The 19,270-nt window shown below is 70.4% G+C and carries 16 protein-coding genes; 5 read left to right on the top strand and 11 right to left on the bottom strand.

From position 1 onward, the window contains the following. The first annotated feature begins 7 nt into the window (after positions 1-7). The 3 genes from secF to G3576_RS11150 all read left to right on the top strand — a co-directional run bounded on the left by secF (position 8) and on the right by G3576_RS11150 (position 3,219). Entirely contained in the window at positions 8-955 is a 948-nt protein-coding gene (gene secF / locus G3576_RS11160) for a protein translocase subunit SecF (RefSeq protein ID WP_164694517.1), read from the top strand. Next, positions 952-1,905, top strand: a complete 954-nt coding sequence (locus G3576_RS11155; RefSeq protein ID WP_164694450.1) for a tripartite tricarboxylate transporter substrate-binding protein — start codon at positions 952-954, stop codon at positions 1,903-1,905. The genes secF and G3576_RS11155 overlap by 4 nt, the downstream gene beginning before the upstream one ends. A gap of 159 nt (positions 1,906-2,064) precedes the next feature. Further along, positions 2,065-3,219, top strand: coding sequence for an EAL domain-containing protein (locus G3576_RS11150; RefSeq protein ID WP_164694449.1), 1,155 nt, complete (start codon positions 2,065-2,067; stop codon positions 3,217-3,219). Here the strand turns inward: G3576_RS11150 and G3576_RS11145 are convergent. Then, complete coding sequence (locus G3576_RS11145) at positions 3,210-4,376, bottom strand: iron-containing alcohol dehydrogenase (RefSeq protein WP_164694448.1); 1,167 nt, start codon at positions 4,374-4,376, stop codon at positions 3,210-3,212. The two genes, G3576_RS11150 and G3576_RS11145, sit on opposite strands and share 10 nt — an antisense overlap. A 72-nt stretch (positions 4,377-4,448) precedes the next feature. Between G3576_RS11145 and G3576_RS11140 the strand changes: the two genes are divergently transcribed. Further along, positions 4,449-4,859 (top strand): nuclear transport factor 2 family protein, encoded by a 411-nt coding sequence (locus G3576_RS11140; protein WP_164694447.1) that lies wholly within the window; start codon positions 4,449-4,451, stop codon positions 4,857-4,859. Here the strand turns inward: G3576_RS11140 and G3576_RS11135 are convergent. Genes G3576_RS11135 through G3576_RS11105 form a run of 7 tightly spaced genes read right to left on the bottom strand, consistent with a single transcriptional unit; the run spans position 4,845 to position 13,387 of the window. Next, positions 4,845-5,909, bottom strand: coding sequence for an ABC transporter ATP-binding protein (locus tag G3576_RS11135; protein ID WP_164694446.1), 1,065 nt, complete (start codon positions 5,907-5,909; stop codon positions 4,845-4,847). The two genes, G3576_RS11140 and G3576_RS11135, sit on opposite strands and share 15 nt — an antisense overlap. Further along, on the bottom strand, positions 5,906-6,898 hold the full coding sequence (locus G3576_RS11130) for an ABC transporter ATP-binding protein (RefSeq protein WP_164694445.1): 993 nt from the start codon (positions 6,896-6,898) through the stop codon (positions 5,906-5,908). Before G3576_RS11130 ends, G3576_RS11135 begins: the two co-directional genes overlap by 4 nt. Further along, complete coding sequence (locus G3576_RS11125) at positions 6,895-8,328, bottom strand: amidohydrolase family protein (RefSeq protein WP_164694444.1); 1,434 nt, start codon at positions 8,326-8,328, stop codon at positions 6,895-6,897. The genes G3576_RS11130 and G3576_RS11125 overlap by 4 nt, the downstream gene beginning before the upstream one ends. A 20-nt stretch (positions 8,329-8,348) precedes the next feature. Further along, positions 8,349-9,953 (bottom strand): ABC transporter substrate-binding protein, encoded by a 1,605-nt coding sequence (locus G3576_RS11120; protein WP_164694443.1) that lies wholly within the window; start codon positions 9,951-9,953, stop codon positions 8,349-8,351. A gap of 22 nt (positions 9,954-9,975) precedes the next feature. Then, positions 9,976-10,827 carry an ABC transporter permease gene (locus G3576_RS11115; RefSeq protein WP_164694442.1) on the bottom strand — a complete coding sequence of 284 codons (852 nt, stop codon included), beginning with the start codon at positions 10,825-10,827 and terminating at the stop codon, positions 9,976-9,978. Next, positions 10,824-11,765: an ABC transporter permease gene (locus tag G3576_RS11110; RefSeq protein ID WP_164694441.1), complete on the bottom strand. Its 942-nt coding sequence runs from the start codon at positions 11,763-11,765 to the stop codon at positions 10,824-10,826. The genes G3576_RS11115 and G3576_RS11110 overlap by 4 nt, the downstream gene beginning before the upstream one ends. Then, the gene (locus tag G3576_RS11105) at positions 11,765-13,387 is read right to left on the bottom strand and encodes an amidohydrolase (protein ID WP_164694440.1); all 1,623 of its coding nucleotides are present in this window, start codon (positions 13,385-13,387) and stop codon (positions 11,765-11,767) included. The genes G3576_RS11110 and G3576_RS11105 overlap by 1 nt, the downstream gene beginning before the upstream one ends. 153 nt (positions 13,388-13,540) lie before the next feature. Here G3576_RS11105 and G3576_RS11100 point away from each other — a divergent pair, with 153 nt between their 5' ends. Then, positions 13,541-15,112, top strand: a complete 1,572-nt coding sequence (locus G3576_RS11100; protein ID WP_164694439.1) for an ABC transporter substrate-binding protein — start codon at positions 13,541-13,543, stop codon at positions 15,110-15,112. A 4-nt stretch (positions 15,113-15,116) separates the two neighbouring features. Here G3576_RS11100 and G3576_RS11095 read toward each other — a convergent pair whose 3' ends face one another. From G3576_RS11095 to G3576_RS11085, 3 genes are all read right to left on the bottom strand, one after another. Beyond that, positions 15,117-17,192, bottom strand: coding sequence for a PAS domain-containing protein (locus tag G3576_RS11095; protein ID WP_164694438.1), 2,076 nt, complete (start codon positions 17,190-17,192; stop codon positions 15,117-15,119). Positions 17,193-17,445: 253 nt separating this feature from the next. Beyond that, complete coding sequence (locus G3576_RS11090) at positions 17,446-18,471, bottom strand: dimethylarginine dimethylaminohydrolase family protein (protein ID WP_164694437.1); 1,026 nt, start codon at positions 18,469-18,471, stop codon at positions 17,446-17,448. A gap of 10 nt (positions 18,472-18,481) precedes the next feature. Further along, complete coding sequence (locus G3576_RS11085) at positions 18,482-19,270, bottom strand: ABC transporter permease (protein WP_164694436.1); 789 nt, start codon at positions 19,268-19,270, stop codon at positions 18,482-18,484.

The following is a 19,270-nucleotide window of genomic DNA, read 5'->3' as shown; positions in this document are numbered from 1 at the left end:
GTTCCGCCTGCTCTCCCGCCCGCTGTTCCGGATCGTCCCGGACAATACCCGCATCCGCTTCATGAAGGGGGCGGTGGCCGGGCTCATCGTCTCCGCCATCCTCTCCTCCGCCTCCGTCATCCTCGCCTTCTATCCGGGGCTGGAACGCGGCATCGACTTCAAGGGCGGCATCGTGATGGAGGTCCGCACCCCGGGCCCCGCCGACCTGCCGCGGCTGCGCAGCGCGGTCTCCGCCGCCAATGTCGGCGATGTCGGCGTGCAGGAATTCGGCAGCCGCGACCAGCTGCTGATCCGCCTGCCCGTCCAGGGCGACGAGGCCGGCACGCAGCAGGCCGTCAACCGCGTCCGCGGTGCGATCGAGGAAGCGTCGCCCGGCACGCGCGTGCTTCGGGTGGAGGCAGTCGGCAACCGCGTCTCGGCCGAGTTGTTCCGCGGCGGCCTGATCGCGCTCGGCCTCTCCTTCCTCGCGATGCTGCTCTACATCTGGTTCCGCTTCGAATGGCAGTTCGCCGTGGCGGGTGTCGCGACCCTGCTGCTGGACACCACCAAATGCATCGGCATCATGGTGGTCACGGGCATCGAGTTCAACCTGACGACCGTGGCGGCGATCCTGACCATCATCGGCTTCAACGCCAACGACAAGGTCGTGGTGTTCGACCGCATGCGGGAGAACCTTCGCAAGTACAAGACGATGCCGCTGCGCGACCTGGTCGACCTCTCGATCAACGAGACGTTGAACCGCACGCTCGGCACCTCCGTCACCCTGCTGCTGACGGCGCTGCCGCTGGCGCTGTTCGGTGGCGATACGCTGTCGGGCTTCGCCTGGCTGATGATCGCGGGCATCATCGTCGGCACCTCCTCCTCCACCTTCATCGCGGCGCCGATCGTGCTGTTCACCGGGGCGAAGACGCTGCGGCGCGACACCCCGGCGGTGCCGCAGGCCGCGGCGCCGTGACAGGCGCGCCGCTCCGCCGCCGCGCGGCGCTGCTGCTGGGGGTCGCGGCGCTGATGCCCGCGCCGGCGCTGGCCGCGCGCCGCAACCCGGTGGAGTTGCTGGTGGGCGCGCCGGGGGGATCGCCGGCCGATCTCTGGGCGCGCGGCGTCGCACCCTTCCTGGAGCGCTGCCTGCCCCGCCTGGCGCTGACGGTGCGCAACCATCCGGGCCGCCTCGGCCTGGAAGCCGTGGCGCTGCTGGCCTCCGCACGGCCCGACCAGAAGCTGGTCGGCGTCGTCACCACGCCCCTGCTGCTGGCCCGGGCGGTGGAGGCCGGGGAGACCTCCCCGGCCGAGCGCATCGCGCCGCTCGCCGCCGTCATCGAGGAAAGCATGGTGCTGATCGGCGCGCCCGCCGGTCCGCCGGACCTCGCCGCGCTGCGCGCGCTCGGCGACCGCGGCACGCTCGGCACGCCGCCGCCGGGCAGCGCCGCCCATTTCGCGGGGTTGCGCCTCGAAGGCCGGCTCGACCTGGCGCGCCTCGCCTTTCCCTCCGCCGCCGCCGCCCGCCAGGCGGCGATCTCAGGCCATGTCGCCGCCGCCATGGTCGCCATGCCGGACGCCATCGCTGCCCTGCGGGAGGGCAAGCTGATCGGCATCGGCATCGCCGCCGCCCGGCGCAGCCCGCTGGCGCCCGATGTGCCGACCCTGCGCGAACAGGGGCTCGACCTGGTTGCCGCCGCGCAGCGCGGATTCGCGCTGAACGCCGCTGCCCCCGACACCTTCCGCGCCACGCTGCTGGCAGGGCTGGAGGCGATGGCGGCGGACCAGGATTTCGCCGCCCAGGCCGCCTCGCTCGGGCAGAATGCCCGCTTCCTCGGCCCTGAAGCCTGGGGTCGCGTCCTGACCCGCGCGGACGGGGAGTTGCGACGCCTCTGGGCGGAGGAGCCCTGGCTGCCTCGCCGGGCCTGACTCCACACGCGCAGTTACCACAAAGGATTTTTTTTCACGGCAATTGAGACGCCGTGGCATTCCCCGGCGGAGCTTGCTACACGTCTGGGGCGCGCCCGGACCTGCCGTTGCGCGCGAAGGCGCCGTCATCGCGCGGTGCCGCGGGGAGAATTCGAGTTCATGCTCAGGCGCTCTCGGCGCGCCATGACGGAGCCCGGCGCGGTGCTGCTGCTGGCCAGTGATCCGCTGGTCATCGCCGCCACCCGCGACGCGGCCCAGCGCCTGGCTGGTCCTCCGCCCGTTCTCGTGACGACGGGGGCGGAGGCGCTGGGCCACCTGGTCGGGCCCGGCCTTGCCCCCCGCCATCTCGTGCTGGAAGGCGGCCATGGCGGCAGCCACAGCGACGCCCTGCTGAGTGCGCTGCGCGACCCCTTCAGCGGCACCGGCGTCGTCGTGGTGCATCGCCCCGGGCAGCCCGTCACGCCGGGTCTGCGGAGCGTCGATGCCGAAGGCGCCGCGCTCGCTGCCGCGCTCATCGCCGGCGGCACGCCCGGGGAGATGCCGGCCAGCGACGTCGCCGCCCTGGCCGCCGGCCTCGATCGCGGCGAGATCACCGTCCGCTTCCAGCCCATGGTCCGCATGGCCGATCGCCGCCCCGTGCTGGTGGAGGCGCTGGCCCGCTGGGAGCGTCCGGCCGCGGCGCTCGGCGCCGATCGCTTCATCCCGATGGCGGAGCGGGAAGGCCTCGCCACGCGCCTCACCCGCGCCGTGGCCCGGCGTGCGCTGCGGGAGTTGGCCGCGCTGCCCAAGGCGCCGCCGCTCCGCATGTCCTTCAACGTCCCCCTTGCGGTGCTGCTGGAAGGCGACATGGCGCATTGGCTGGATGCGGAGGTGGCGGCCGCCGGCCTCTCCCCCGCCAGCCTGCTGCTGGAACTGACGGAAAGCACGGAGGTGCGGGATACCGCGCTGCTCCGCCGCGCGCTGGCACGCCTGGCGCGGCGCGGCTACGGCGTGCTGCTGGACGACCTCGGCCTGGATGACCATCGCCGCAGCCTGCTCGCCCTGCCCTTCGCCGGCGTGAAGCTGGACCGCAAGCTGGTGCTGGCCATGCCGGATAATCGCCGCGCCCGCGCCACGGTGGAAAGCCTGGTCCGCCAGGCCCGCCGGCGCGGCATGCTGGTGGTGGCGGAGGGGGTGGCTGACGGCCTGACCTGGCGCGCCGCCGCCGCGGCGGGCTGCGACGTCGCGCAGGGCTTCGGCGTCGGCCGTCCCCTGCCCCCGCCGGCCCTGCCCGCTTGGCATGGCGCCTGGCGGGCCAGCCTCACTCAGGCATAGGCTTCGCGGTACAGCGCCACGATCTGGTCGGCGTCCGGCACGCGCGGGTTGTTGCCCGGGCTGCCGGAAGCGAGCGCCTGCTGCGCCATCACTGGCAGCAGGCCGTTCCACTTGTCCGCATCGATCCCGAAGCCGGCCGGCGTCGGCACCTTCAGGTCGCGGTTGAGCGCGCGCAGTTCCTCCACCAGGCGCTGCGCGGCGGATTGGTCACCCTCCTGCTCGGTCGCGACACCCATCACCCGCGCGGCCTCCGCGTAGCGGGCGCGGCCGGCTTCCAGCCCGAAGGCGGTGACGGCGGGCAGCAGCATGGCGTTGGACAGGCCGTGGGGGACGTGGAAATGCGCGCCGACCGGCCGCGACATGCCATGCACCAGCGCCACGCTGGCATTGCTGAAGGCAAGCCCCGCCAAAGTCGCGCCGCGCATCATCGCCTCCCGCGCCTCGGCGTTGGAGGGATCGGCCCAGACGCGGCGGAGGTTGGGCGCGATGAGGCGCATGGCGCTGCGGGCATAGTCGTCGGAGACCGCATTGGCCCGCTTGCTGACGAAGGCTTCCAGCGCATGGGTCAGGCTGTCGATGCCGGTATCCGCGGTGATGCGGGCGGGCAGGCTGAAGGTCAGCTCATGGTCCACCACGGCGGCCAGCGGCAGCGCGCCGAGGCCCGCGATCAGCATCTTCTCGTCGCGCTCGGTATCGGTGATGACGGTGAAGCGCGTGGCCTCGCTGCCCGTGCCGGCCGTGGTCGGCACGCAGATGATGGGCACGGCGCCGGTATTGGCGGCGGCCGGCACCTTGAAGGCGCGGATATGCGTGCCGGCGGGCGCGGCGGCGAGGATCGCCATGGCCTTCGCCGTGTCCATCGGGCTGCCGCCGCCGAAGCCCACCAGGCAGTCATAGTCGCCCGCCTTGAGCACGGCGACTCCGGCCTCGATCACCGTGTCCGTCGGGTCGGGCACCGTCTCGCTGAAGACGGCGAAGGCGAGGCCCGCGTCCCGCAGCGGCGCCAGCGCGCGCTCCACCATCCCGGAGGAGACCATGAAGGGATCGGTCACCACGAGGGGGCGGGAGAGGCCGAGCTGCGCCAGCACCTCCGCCAGCTTCGCCACCGACCCGCCGCCCATCAGCATCAAGCGCGGCGCCACCAGTTGCATGACCATGGCCTGCCCTCCCCTGTCGTCGCGCGGAGATTACGGGCAGCCTTGCCGGACGACCAGGGAGGGTGCGGCGGCATGACGCAGGATGTGCTGGCGGCGTGGTACGCCGCCATCAAGGCGGGCGATGCGGCGGCGCTGGCGGCGGTGGCCACGCCGGACCTCATCATCACCTATGCCGGCCGCCCTGGCCTTCTGCCCTGGAGCGGCAGCTGGCGCGGCGTGGCGGAGGCGATGCGCTTCTTCGCGGCCGTCGCGAAGCACCTGGAGGTGCTGGAGGTGACGCCGATCCGCCGGGTGACGGAGGGCGACACGGTGGTGGTCGTGCTGTCCGGCCGCTGGCGCGCCCGCGCCACGGGAAAGGAAGTCGCGGCGCGCGTGGCGAATGTCTTCACGCTGCGCGAGGGTCGTGTCGCCGCCTACGACGTCTTCCACGACACCGCCGCGCTGTGGGAAGCCTTGCGGGGCGAGGCGCTACCCGACGCCTGAGGCGCGACGTTCCTTGGCGGCGGCATAAAGGGCCAGGCGCCGCGTGGCGATGTCGCTGAGGCCGTCGCCGGAATCCACGGCGAAGGGCGGCAGCGTTTCCGCGAGGTGGCAGGCCACGCGCGCGCCGGCGGCGATGTCGCGCAGCACCGGCTCCTCCTTCCGGCAGACATCCTGCGCGAAGGGGCAGCGCGTGTGGAAGCGGCAGCCCGGCGGCGGGTTCATCGGGCTCGGCACATCGCCGCCGAGCGGCGTCACCTGCCCGCGCCTGCGCGGATCGGGGTGCGGGATCGCGCGCAGCAGCGCCTGGGTGTAGGGGTGCCGCGGCGCGGCAAACAGGTCCGCCTTCGGCGCCGTCTCCACGATCTGGCCGAGATACATGACGGCGACGCGGTCGGCCATGTGCCGCACCACCGCGAGGTCATGCGCGATGAAGAGGTAGGAGAGGCCGAACTGCCGCTGCAGGTCCTTCAGCAGGTTCACCACCTGCGCCTGGATCGAGACATCCAAGGCGCTGACGGGCTCGTCGCAGACGATGAGGTCCGGCTGCACCGCAAGGGCACGGGCGATACCGATGCGCTGGCGCTGGCCGCCGCTGAATTCATGCGGATAGCGCTGCGCATGGAAGGGCGCGAGGCCGACGAGGCGCAGCAACTCCTGCACCCGCGCCTCCCGCGATGTCGCATCGCCGATCCCATGCACCTCCATCGGCTCCGCGATGGTCTCGCCGACGCGCAGCCGCGGATTGAGGCTGGCATAGGGGTCCTGGAAGACGACCTGCACGCGGCGCCGCAGCGTGCGCAGCGCGGCGCCCGACACTTCCTGGCCGTCGAAGCGGACGGTGCCGGAGGTCGGCTCGATCAGGCGCAGCACGAGGCGCGCGGTGGTGGACTTGCCGCATCCGGATTCGCCGACCAGCGCCAGCGTCTCGCCACGCTCGATGCGGAAGGAGACGCCATCGACCGCGCGGACGGTGCCGACCTGCTTCGCCACGACGATGCCCTGGCGGACGGGGTAGTGCTTGGTGAGGTCGGTGACGTCGAGCAGGCTCATGGCGTGAGTTCCACCGCGCTTTCGACCGGCGCGCGGATGCAGGCGGCGAGGTGCCCGGGCTCGATGGCCTCCAGCGGCGGCTGCGCCTTGGTGCAGGCCTCGATCGCGAAGGGGCAGCGGGGGTGGAAGCGGCAGCCCTGGGGCAGCGCGAAGGGTGGCGGCACCGCGCCCTCGATCGCCAGCAGGCGTTCGCGATCCTCGTCGAGGCGCGGGACGGAGCCGAGCAGGCCGAGCGTGTAGGGGTGCTGCGGGCTGCCGAAGAGATCGCGCGCGGAGGCGCGTTCGGCGACGCGGCCGGCATACATCACCGCCACCTCATCGGCCATTTCCGCGACCACGCCGAGGTCGTGGGTGATGAGGATGATGGACATGCCGGTTTCCTGCTGCAGGTCGCGCAGCAGGTCGAGGATCTGCGCCTGCACCGTGACGTCGAGCGCCGTCGTCGGCTCATCGGCGATCAGGAGCTTCGGCTTGCAGGCCAGCGCCATCGCGATCATCACGCGCTGGCGCATGCCGCCGGAGAGTTGGTGCGGGAACTCGTCATAGCGCCGCGCGGGCGCGGGAATGCGCACGCGTTCCAGCGCGGCGATGGCGCGGTCGCGGAGTTCGGCAGCGCTGGCGCGCGGGTCGTGGGCGCGCATCGCCTCCGTGATCTGCAGCCCGATCGGATGCACCGGGTTCAGGCTGGTCATGGGTTCCTGGAAGATCATCGCCACCTGCCCGCCGCGCACGGCGCGCATCTCGGCCGTGGAGAGGGTCAGCAGGTCGCGACCTTCCAGCAGCACGCGCCCCGCAGCGACGCGGCCGGGCGGCGGCACCAGCCGCATGACGGAGAGCGACAGCATGGACTTGCCGCAGCCGCTCTCCCCCACGATGCCGAGGGTGCGGCCACGCGGCACCGTCAGGTCCACGCCATCGACCGCGGCGATGTCCCCATTGGCGCTGCGGAACACCGTCCGCAGCCCCTGGATTTCGAGGAGCGGGGTCACGACCACCGGAAGGTCGGCGGGCTCGACACCTCGACCGGGCGATGCGCCCAGTCCTGTGCCGGCGCGCGGTCGATGATGCGCTTCTGCGCCTCGTTCAGGTGCTCCGCCGCCGCGGCGTAGTCCATGGTCAGCACCTGGCCGTCGGCCACGACCTTGATGCCATCGACGAAGACATCCTTCACCGCGCGGTCGCCCGCCGCATAGACCAGGCTGCGGACGGGATCACGGGAGGGCCGCATGCGGGGATGCGTGACATCCACTAGCACGAAATCGGCGCGGGCGCCTGCGACGAGCCGGCCGATATCCTCGCGGCCCAGCGCCTGCGCGCCGCCGACCGTCGCGGCGTCGAACAGCTCCGTCGTCGTCATGCTGCGCGGGTCATTGGCCTGGGTGCGGGCGAGATAGGCGACGAGCCGCATCTCATCCAGCATGTTGTGCGGATAGGTATCCGTCCCGAGGCCCATATTGACGCCGGCGCGCTTGTAGCGCCCGAAATGCTTCAGCGTGATGCCGCGGCGGGCGAAGACGGTGGGGCAATGCGCGACGGTGGTGCCGGTCTCCGCCAGGCGCTTCATGTCGGTATCCGTCCACCAGCGCGTGGAAGGATGGTCGTCCAGGAAGATGCCGTGGCCGATGATGCTGCGCTCGCTCAGCAGGCCCATGCTGTCGAGCCAGCCGATCGGCGTCTTGCCGTGGCGGCGAGTGATCTCGTGGAACTCGACCACCGACTGCGCGGCATGAATCTGCCAGGACAGGCCACGCTTGCCGGCTTCCTGGAAGCTCTCCTTCAACAGCGTGTCGGTGCAGGTATCGATCTGCGCCGGCACGACCATGCCGAAGAGGCGCCCGGACTCATGCTGCTCCGCGCGCTCGATCAGCGACAGCGCCTCCGCCATCGCCTTCTCGCCGGCGGCCTCGTCCCATTCGTATTCGACGACATGGCCGTTCTTCGTGAACCACTTGGCCGACTTGAACATGGGCGCGATGCAGACGCGCATGCCGGATTCCGCCAGCAGGTCCATCCAGCCGGGATGGGCCATGGAGAGGTCGGCCACCGTCGTGACGCCGGAGAGCAGCAGTTCCGAGAGCGCCACGCGGACGCAGCTCGGCACCGCTTCCGCATCCGCGCGGAAGATCGGCATGAATTCGTAGAGCGAGGAGTTGTAGAGGCCGGGGCTGCCGATCTCATCGATCAGCCCCTTGTTCATCGGCTCGCTGGAGGGGTGCGAGTGAATGTTGACAAGGCCGGGCATGACCATCAGCCCGCGGCCGCTGATCTCCTCCTCCGCCGGGCCGGTATAGCCCCGGCCGACGAAGGTCAGCGCGCCGCCTTCGAACGCCACATCGGCATCCGAGAGGTAGGTGTGGCTCTTCGTCGAGGCATCCCAGGCGACGACGAGGTCCGCGTTGCGGATGACGGTGGTGGCCATGCCCTTTGTTTCCCCCTTGATTATCGCACGATCCGCATGTCCAGCGCCTTGTAGACGCCGATGCCGTAGAGGCCATGGGCGCGCACGCCGGTCACGCGGTTGCTGTTGCCGACATAGAGATTCTCCCGCGCCGTGGTCAGCCAGGGCGCTTCCTCCGCCAGCTTGCGCTGGAGCAGGGCGAGCGCGCGGGCGCGCACGGCGGGGTCGGTGGCGCTGCGCGCCTCATCCAGCCAGGCATCCGTCTGCGGGTCGTTCCAGTTCATCCGGTTCGGCGTCGGACGCGCCCGGCTGTGCCAGTAGAGCGCCAGCGCATCGCCCGCGGAGAAATAGGGGTAGGAGAGGAACAGCGCGTCGAATTCCTGCGTCGCCATGCGGCCCCAGGCCACGGTGGCGTCAAAGAGCTGCACGCGCATCTCGATGCCAACGCGGCGCAGCGCCTGCTGGATAATCTCGCCCTGGCGCTGGTTCTCCAGCGTGTTGATGCCATAGGTCAGGAAGGTGGCGCGCTGGCCGTCCTTCACGCGGATGCCGTCGGAGCCCATGCGCCAGCCGGCCTCATCCAGCGTGCGCGCGGCGGCGGCGGGATCGAAGCGCGGGACCAGCGTGTCCGACTGCGCGTCGTAGTCCAGCGTGTTCGGGTTGACGATGTTCAGCGCGGGCTGGGCATGGCCGAACCAGACGGCGCGGACCAGCGCGGCACGGTCCACGGCCTGGTGGATGGCGCGGCGCACGGCGCGGTCGCTCACCACCGGCTTATCCACCTTGAAGCCGAGATAGTAGTCCCAGAAGTAGTTCGGCTGCGTCGTCACTGTCACGGTCGGCACGCGGCGCACGCTGTCCACCGCCACCATCGGGATGTACTGCGTGACATCGGCCTGCCCGGTCTGCAGCGCCGCGAGGCGGGCCGTCGCTTCCGGCACCACGCGCCAGACGATGCGTTCGACATGCGCCGGACCACGATTCTCGAAGATGGGCGGGCCCCAGCGGTAATTCGGATGGCGCGTCAGCACCAGTTCGCTGCGCGGCGTCCAGCTTGCCCAGCAATAGGGGCCGGTGCCGTTGAAGCCCTGGGTGCCGAAATTGTCGCCGAGCCGCTCGACCGTCGCGCGGTCGATGATGCCGGCAAAGAACAGCGTCAGCTGCGACAGCAGCTCGCTGAAGGGCGAGTTCAGTTCGTATTCGACGGTGTAGGGATCGACGGCGCGGATCTCCTTCACCGGGCCGGCGCGCCAGGCGACGGGGCTGCGCGTGGCGGGGGCGATCCAGCGGTTGATGGAATAGACGACGTCCTCCGCCGTCATCGGCTTGCCGTCGCAGAAGGTGACGTCGCGGCGAAGGCGGAAGGTGTAGAGCTTGCCGTCCTCCGACACCGTCCAGCTCTCGGCCAGGCCCGGGCGGATGGTGCGGCCATCCCAGTCCATGCTGACCAGCGTGTCCGTCATCAGCGTCACGATCTCACCGGCGCCGCGCGCGGTGCTGCGGTGCAGGTCGTAGCGGTCCGCATCGATCTCCCGCATGAAGACCGCGGTGTTGCGCGGCGTCTGCGCCTCCGCGGGCAGTGCGGGCAGCGTCGCGGCGAGTGCGGCGGCGGCGATCATGCCGCGGCGGAGCAGTCCGGTTCTCATGCTTGGTTCTCCCTGCTTGGTTCTAGACGCGGAGCCGGGGGTCGAGCGCATCGCGCAGCGCATCCCCCAGCACGTTGAAGGCGAGGACGATGACGAAGATCGCGACCGAGGGGATGACGCTGATATGCGGCGCGAAGAACAGGAAGGTGCGCCCCTGCGCCGCCATCGCGCCGAGTTCCGCGATCGGCGCCTGCGCGCCGAGGCCGAGGAAGGACAGCGCCGACCCCAGCAGGATCACCTGCCCGAAGCGCAGCGTGGCGAAGACCAGGATGGGCGAGAGGCAGTTCGGCATCAGGTGCCGCCAGATCAGCCGCGCATCCCCCATGCCCTGCGCGCGCGCGGCCTCGATGTAGTCGAGACCCAGCACCACCAGCGCGGTCGATCGCGCGATACGCGCCATCAGCGGCACGGTGGCAACAGACAGAGCGATCACCACCGCCGTCACACCCGGGCCCGCAATGGCCGCGATGGCGAGGCCGAAGAGGATGGCGGGGAAGGAAAGCATGATGTCCGCCAGTCGCATCAGTAGCCCGTCCACGCGGCGGTAATAGGCCGCGCAGAAACCAATGAGCACGCCGAGCACGCCGCCGAAGCCAAGGCTCAACGCGCCCATCGTCAAGGTCACGCGCAGCCCGTAGAGCAGGCGGGAGAGCATGTCCCTCCCCTGCCCATCCGTGCCCAGCAGATAGGCCCCGCCTGGCGGCTGCATGATCGCCATCAGGTCGGTCTCATACGGATCATAGGGTGCCAGCCACGGCGCCAGCAGCGCCGCCAGCACCGTGATGGCGACCAGCGCGGCGGAGACAGCCGCGGCGGGCTCCCGCAGCAGGACGCGCAGCGTGGAGGGCCGCGCGGGGGGCTGCACGCCGCTCATGCCGCGCGCACCCGCGGATCGAGCACGCCATAGAGGAGATCGACGGTCAAATTCACCAGGATGAAGCCGAGCGAGAGGACGATGATGGTGCCCTGCGCCATCGGGAAGTCCGAGGACAGGATGGCGCCGACCGCGAGCCTGCCGACGCCAGGCCAGGAGAAGACCGTCTCCGTCACCACCGCGCCGCCGAGCAGGAAGCCGATCTGCAGGCCGATCAGCGTCACCACCGGCACCATCGCGTTGCGCAGCGCGTGGCGCAGCACGACGATGCGCTCCGGCAGGCCCTTGGCGCGCGCGGTGCGCACATGGTCCGCGCCCAGCACATCCAGCACCGCGGTGCGCGTCATGCGCGCCACGGGACCGACGAAGACGCCGCCCAGCGTGATGGCCGGCAGGATGACCGCGCGCAGCCCCTGCCAGGTCCAGAGCGGCCCCTCCCGCCCCGTGAAGGGCAGCCACTGCCACTGGAAGCCGACGACCCAGATCAGCACGAGGCCGAGGAAGAAGACCGGCACGGAGACGCCCGCGACGCTGATCGCCATCACCGCGCGATCGATCAGCGAGCCGCGCCAATAGGCCCCGATGGTGCCGAGGAAGAGGCCGAGCGGGATGGACCACACCAGGCTCGCCACCATCAGTTCCAGCGTCGGGCCGATGGTGGTGCCGAGCTCCTGCGCGACGGGCACGTTGTTGATGATGGAGACGCCGAGGTCGCCCTGCGCCAGCCGCCCGAGATAGAGGAAGAACTGCAGCCAGAGCGGCTTGTCGAGGCCGAGGTCGCGGCGGATCGCCTCGATGATCTCGGCGCTGGCATTCGGTCCGGCACGCACCACCGCGGGGTCCGTCGGCACCACCTGCATCAGCAGGAAGCCGACAAGCAGCACGCCGAACATCACCGGCACGGCCAGCAGCAGGCGCTGGACGGCGTGGCGCAGCATCAGGCGGCCTCCCCGTGCCGGTCGAAGATCACGGAGCCGCCGCGCAGTGTCAGGTCGGCGCGCGTGTCGTGCAGGATCTCCTCGGGCGAACTGGAGAAGATGTCGCGGGACAGCACGGCGATGTCGGCCAGCATGCCGGGCTCCAGCGTGCCGCGCCGATCCTCCGCGAATTGCGTGTAGGCGCCGCACCAGGTCTGGCAGTGCACCGCCTGCTCCACCGTCAGCGCCTCGCCAGGCCCCATCACGGTGCCGCGGCTGGTCTTGCGGGTGATCATGGTGAAGAGGTTGATGAACGGATCAACGGTGGAGACAGGGCAGTCGGAGGATGCCGCGGGATGATGCCCCTCCTCCAGCCAGGTCCGCATCGGGTAGGCGTTCTCGCTGCGCGGCAGGCCGAGGTTGCGGATGTAGAGGTCGCCGAATTCGTACATGAAGACGGGCTGCGGCACCGGCAGGATGCCGCGCGCCTTCATGCGGCGCATCTGGTCACGGTTCAGGAAGCCACAATGTTCGATGCGGTGGCGGCGCCCGGCAAAGGGATGCGCCGCGCTGTCCGCCTGTTCCATGCCGACCAGCACCTGCTCGATCGCGGCATCGCCGATGGCGTGGATGTCGAGCTGCCAGCCCTGCTCATGATACAGCTTCAGCAGCGCGTGGATCTTGTCGTCCGGGAAGGTGAAGACACCGGTGCCGCCGCCGGCGCTTTCCAGATAGGGATCGAAGAAGGCCGCGGTCAGCCCGCCCGCGCTGCCATCGGCAAAGACCTTCACCGCGCCCCAGCGCAGCATGTCGTCGCCCTGGTTCGGCCGCAGCCCCGCTTCCCACGCCTGCTGGGCGATGCCCTCCGGATTGCCGGCCAGCACGTTCCACATCCGCAGCGGCGAACGCCCGGCGGCGAGGGCAGCGTGGAAGGCCTCGACCTCCGCCATCCCCGCCGTCATGCCGACATTCATGTCGGTGGCGCTGGCGAAGCCGAAGGAGGCGAGGTGGTTGCCCGCACGCTCGATCGCCGCGACCAGGGCTTCCGCATCGGGCGGCGGGATCACGTCCCGCACCAGGCGCATCGCGCGTTCCTGGAACAGGCCGGTCAGCGCACCGCCCTTGCGTTCGATGACGCCGCCTTCGGGGTCCGGCGTGTTGTGCCCGACGCCGGCAGCGCGCATCGCGGCGCTGTTGGCCACGCCCATATGCCCGCAGGTGCGGACGATGAAGACGGGATTGTCGGGCGAGACGGCATCGAGTTCCGCCGCCGTCGGGTGGCGGCCGATATCGAGTTCCGCATGGTCATAGCCGCGGCCGAGCACCCAGGTGCCCTTGGGCGCGGCCTTCGCGGCGTCCCCGATGCGCTTCAGCGCCTCATCCAGTGTGCGCACCTGTTCCGCGCGCAGATTCACGCCGGCCAGCGCCAGGCCATAGGGCAGCAAGTGCATATGCGCTTCGTTGAAGGCCGGGATCGCGACGCGGCCCGCCAGATCGATGCGCCGTGCGTCCGGCGCCGCCGCCTCCACCTCCGCCAGCGCACCCACCGCCAGGACGCGCCCGTCGCGCACGGCCATCGCCTCCGCGAAGCCGCCCGCCAGCCCACGGAAGATGCGACCGCCGGTGAAGATCATCTCAGCCATCACGCCGTACACCGCATACCATTTTCCGCACCGCAAAAGATGACGGGACTGTCAGACGACGATAGGGACACGTCAACCCGGTGATGCGGAAAGATCATTGCCCGCCAGCCGCGCTGCGATGATGATCGCGGCATCGGGATGAGGAAGTGACGCATGCGCAGGCGGTGGCTCGGGGCGGTGGCGGCGGCCGCGATATCTCTCACGGCGGGGCTGGCCCAGGCGCAGTCCACGCTGCGGGTCGTGCTGATCAACGATCTGGCCAGCCTGGACCCTGTGCAGTCCACCGCGGCCTTCGTCCGCAACCACGGCTTCATGGTCTATGACCAGCTTTTCGCGCTGGACAGCCAGGGCGTCGCGCGCCCGCAGATGGTCGATACGCATGTCGCCAGCGCTGACGGCCTGTCGCACCGCTTCACGCTGCGCGATGGCCTGGCCTTCCATGATGGGCAGCCTGTGCGCGCGGCCGATGCCGTCGCCTCCATCCGCCGCTGGGCGCAGCGGGACATCGTCGGGCGCGCGCTGGCGGCGGCCACGGCCAGCATGGAGGTGGTGGACGACAAGACCTTCACCATCACCCTGTCCCGCCCCTTCGCCCTGGTGACGGAGGCGCTGGCCCGGCCGACCGCCAGCGCGCTGTTCGTGATGCCGGAACGAATCGCGCAGACGCCGGCGACGACGGCCATCACGGACGCGACCGGCAGCGGCCCCTTCATCTTTCAGGCCAGCCAGTGGCGCGTCGGCGATCGCGCAATCTACACGCGCAACCCGAACTACCGCCCGCGCGCGGAGGCCGCGGATGGCCTGGCCGGCGGCAAGGTGGTGAATCTCGACCGCGTCGAATGGATCGCGATGCCGGACCCCGCCACCGCCGCGGCCGCGCTGCAATCCGGCGAGATCGACTTCATCGAGCAGCCCTCCCCGGACATTGTCCCGACGCTGGAGCGCAACCGCAACATCCGCACCATGGCGCTGAACCCCGTGGGCTTCATGGTCTGGCTGCGCATCAACCACACGCAACCTCCTTTCAACAACCCCGCCGCGCGCCAGGCACTGTTGCACCTTATCAACCAGCAGGAGGTCCTGCAGGCCGTCGGCATCCGCGCCAGTGAACAGGTGCCCTATTGCCCGGCCTTCTTCTTCTGCGGCACGCCGCTGGAGAGCAGCGCCGGCGCGCAGGGGCTGCGGGAGGCGAATGTGGAACGTGCCCGCGCCCTGCTGAGGGAAGCCGGCTACAACGGCCAGCGCATCGTCTTCATGAACGCCGCCGACAGCCCCATCAACAACGCCGCGACGCTGGTGATGGCGCAGGCCTTCCAGCGCGCGGGGCTGAACATGGACGTGCCCAGCATGGACTGGGCGACGGTCACGCAGCGCCGCAACCGGCGGGAGCCGGTGGACCAGGGCGGCTGGAACTTCTTCGTCACCGTCGCCAATGTGCTGGATGGCCAGAACCCGCTGACCAACCTCTACCTCGCCAGCCCCTGCGAGGGCGGGCTGACGGGCTGGCCCTGCGACCAGCAGCTTGAGGATCTGCGCCGGTCATGGTGGGAGGAGAATGACGCGGCGAAGCGGCAGGAGATCCTGCATCGCGTCCATGCCCGCGCCTATGAGGTGCTGCCCTACATCAACGCCGGCCAGTTTCGCACGCTGGCCGCGCATCGCGCCAACATCGAGGGCCTGCGTCCGACCACGGTCCCGGTCTTCTGGGGCGTGACGAAGCGCTGAGGCGTCAGGGCTCGGCGGCGCTGTCCGCCGAGCCCATGATGGCGCGCTCCAGCGGGATCGTCGCCACCACCACCAGCCCGGTCGGCGCCCAGTGGCGGGTCAGCGTGCCGCCCAGCTGGTCCTGAACCGTCGCTTCCACCACGCGCGACCCGAAGCCACGGCGTGTCGGCGCATCGGGGATGGGCGGGCCGCCATGCTCCTCCCACCGCAGCGCCAGACGGCGCTCCGCCACATGCCAGGAGAGGCGGACCTCGCCGCCCTCGACGCTCAGCGCGCCATACTTCGTGGCGTTGGTGGCGAGTTCGTGCAGCGTCATGGAGACCACCTGCGCCGCGGCCGGCAGCAGCAGCAGCGGCGGGCCGTCCAGATGCACGCGCGCGCGTCCGCCGCCGGGCAGGAAGGGCAGCAACTCCCCTTCCACTAGCGCGCGGATCGCGGCGCCATTCCACTGGGCGTCGGCCAGCAGCGTGTGCGCGCGCGCCAGCGCGGCCACGCGGCCCTCCACCGCGGCAACGTAGCTCTTGATGTCGGTCTTCGCCGTCAGCCGCAGCGCGGCCTGTACGACGGCGAGCGCGTTCTTCGCGCGGTGGTCGACTTCCCGCGCCAGCAGCGCCTGGCGTTCCTCGGCCTGCTTGCGTTCGGTGATGTCCTGCGTCGTGCCGATCAGGCGCGTCGCCTCCCGGGTCACCGGGTCCCGTGCCGCGACGCTGCCATGGCTTTCGACCCAGCCCCAGCCGCCATCCGCGCGGCGGGCGCGGTATTCGAGGTGGTAGCTCTCCGCTGCGCCGTACCGCACGCTGGCCACCGCCGCTTCCAGCTTCGGGCGATCCTGCGGATGGACGCGGTCGCGGAAGCGCGGATAGGCGGTGTCGGCATCTTCCGCGCTGAGCCCGAAGATCTCCAGCGCGCGTGCGGAACGGGAGGCCGTGCCGCGGCGCAGATCGACGTCCCAGGTCCCAAGCCGCGCGGCCTCCAGCGCCACGCGCAGCATGTGCTCCCGGTCCCGGACCGCCGCCTCCGCCATCTTCAGCTCGGTCACGTCCACATGGGCGCCGAGCATGTTGAGCGAGCTGCCCTGCGCATCGCGCTCGATCTCCGCCCGCGCCGCTATCCAGCGCACCTCGCCAGATGGCGTGACGATCCGGTACTCCTGGGCGTACTCCACCTCGCCGGAGGTATCGGAGACGGCTTCCCAGAAGCGCTGTTCCGCACGCTCGCGATCCTCGGGATGCAGGCGGCGAACCCAATCCTCATGCAGTTCCTGGGCGTTCTCCGCGCGGAGGCCCTGCAGCGCCATGTACTCGGCGGAGCGCGAATTCTCGCCGCTGCGCAAGTCGATCTCGAAGCCGCCGACACGACCGATGCGCTGCACGCGCTTCAGCCGCGCCTCGCTGTCCCGCAGCGCGGCCTCCGCGGCGCGGCGGCCGGTCACGTCCGTGACGACCGCGACGGTGCGCGTCACATTGCCCTGCGCGTCCCGCACGGGTGAGGTCGAGAGCTTGACCCAGCGCACGCTGCCATCCGGGCGCAGGAAGCGCTTGACCTGCACATGGGTCTCGATCTCTCCCCGGCAGAGCCGCAGGAAGGCTTCCATGTCTTCCGCCCGGTCGTCGGGATGCACGAAGTCGATGAAGGGTTGGCCGATGATCTCTTCCGGCGTGCGGGCCAGCAGCTTGCAATAGGCGGCATTGGCCCGCAGCAGGATGGCGGTGCCGCATTCCGCCTGCGCCATCGGCACGGTCGACTGCTCGAAGGCCGCGGCGAAGGCGGATTCGCGATCCCGCATCGCCGTCGCCGCGACATCCAGCGCGCGGGCGACGCGGGTGAGTTCTGCGACGCCCAGCACCCATTGCGTCGGTGGCGGCGCATCGATCGCGATGGCCTCGGCCCGCGCCACCAGCGCGGCGGTCGGTCGCAACAGGCGACGTGACAGCACCATGGTGGCCCCGATTCCACCCGCCACTGCCAGGGCGCCGGCGGCGGCGAGGAGCGGCAGTGCCGAACCCCCCCGCTCGATCCCGAGCCAGCCTGCGGCCACACCGAATGGCAGGGCGGGCAGCACGGCGGCGCCCACCAGCATGGCCAGGTTCCGGCGAAGACTTGGCTCATCGGATCCGGTGGCGGCCGGCAAGGCGTCGGCCCCGGCGGGGCCTTGCCCCAGAACGGGGGCGGGATCGAGCTTCATCGTCTCTGCGCGGGCTGGGATGGTGGCGCCCAGGGGTTGGCCGCCGCATTCCGACACAAGCGCCAAGCGCGAAACGGGCGCAATCAACAAGATGAACAATTCAGCGGGCGATGCCGCCACCGCTGATGACGTTGCCGTGAAGTCCGCCTCAGATGGGGTCGCGCACCAGCGGGCTGGTGGAGCAGTGGATGCCGCCGCCACCCAGCCCGACACGGTCATACTCGACCAGGCGAATGGAGATGCCGGCCTTGTCCAGCGCATCCTGCGTCCGCGCGCTGACGCGGTCGCTCATGATGACGCGGCCGGGCGCCACCGCCAGGCAGTTCACCGTCCAGGACGGATCCTCATGGTTGACCGGGATCATGCGGATGCCGAGGCGCTTCAGCTCCTCCATGAAGACGAAGGGAAGCATGGAGGGATTCACGATGGCGACGTCGTGGTGGATCATGACGAAGCCGCCATCGATATGCAGGCGGTAGCCGGGAATCTGCACGCAGATCAGGCGCGTGCCCTGCACGGCCAGCACTTCCTCGAGTTGCCGCGCGCCTTCCTCATTGACCCGGGAGGAGACGCCGACGACGGCGACATCGGGACGGATATAGGCGAAGCTGCCGCCTTCCATGAGGCCGTGGCCGTGGATGGTGCGGAGGATGGGCATGCCGAGGGCGGCAAGCGTCTCGGTGACCGGTGCTTCCTCGCCCCGGCGGATGCGCGGGCCCATGCGGGTGACGATGGCACCACCCTTGATGCCGATGCAGCTGTCCCGCGTGTAGATCGACTTGTGCCGCCCGGCGGCGGCGCGCTTGAGGTAGACGACCTCCACCCCTTCCTCGCGCAGCGCCGCCACCAGCGCATCGTGCTGCGCCTGCTGTTCCTCCAGCGTCGGGCGCTGGTTGCCGCGCCAATAGGCGCCGGTGGTGGGATCGCCGAAGGCATTGAGCTCGGGGATGTGGGGAAGCGTGTCCACGACGCGCATCTCCTCACCAGGGCGGTGCATCAGCACGACGCGCAGCCGGCCGACATCGGAGTTGCAGCCCCATTCGCGGCCCCAGACGAAGGCTTGTTCCGACGCGCTTTCGAAGATGGGCTCGGGCTCGCTCGCGAAGCGCTCGATCAGCATGTTGTAGCGGTGGTCGAACTCGCTCATCGCGAAGGTGGCGGGCGTCTTTTGCATGGTCGTTCCCTCAGGCGTCGCGGCGCTTCCGCAGCGCCAGGTCCAGCAGCAGCAGTCCCAGCGTGAACACCACCAGCAGCACGGCGACGGCGGCCATGGCGGGATCCAGATTCTCGTTGATGCCGTCCCAGATACGGCGCGGCAGGGTGAAGACGTCGCGGGAGGCGATGAACAGCACGATCACCAGCTCATCCCAGCTGTGGATGAAGGCGAAGATGGCGCCGGAGACGATGCCCGGCGCGATGCGCGGCAGGATGACCCAGCGGAGCGTCTGCGACAGCGAGGCCCCCATGCCCCGCGCCGCCTGTTCCAGCCTTGGGTCAAAGGCGGCGAGCGCGGTGGAGACGGTGATGACGACATAGGGGATGCCCGTGACGCCATGCGCGATGGCGACGCCGAGGAAGCGGTCCAGCAGGTCGATCTTCGCGAAGTAGCGATAGAGGCCGACGGCATAGACGATGGAAGGGATGATGATCGGCAGCAGCATCATCGCCCGGACCAGTTCCGTCGAGCGGCGCGAGAGGCGCCAGCAGCCGATGGCGCAGAGAGTCCCGGCGACGACGGCGATCACGGTGGCCGCGACCGCGATCAGGAAGGATTGCCAGATCGATCCCAGCCAGGCCTCGCTGCCCAGCACCGTGGCGTAGTGGCGAAGGCTCAGCGCTTCCTGCGGCAGGGAGAGGAAGCGCTGGTCCGTCAGCGAGACGGGGATGACGATGCTGATCGGCAGCACCAGGTAGATCGCGACCATCCAGGCCGCGGCCACCGTCCATCCGCCGGGGCGATGCGCATGGTCCAT

The sequence above is a fragment of the Falsiroseomonas algicola genome (genome assembly GCF_011040385.1).
Classification (GTDB): domain Bacteria; phylum Pseudomonadota; class Alphaproteobacteria; order Acetobacterales; family Acetobacteraceae; genus Falsiroseomonas; species Falsiroseomonas algicola.
This window is presented reverse-complemented; position numbering and strand designations above follow the sequence as displayed.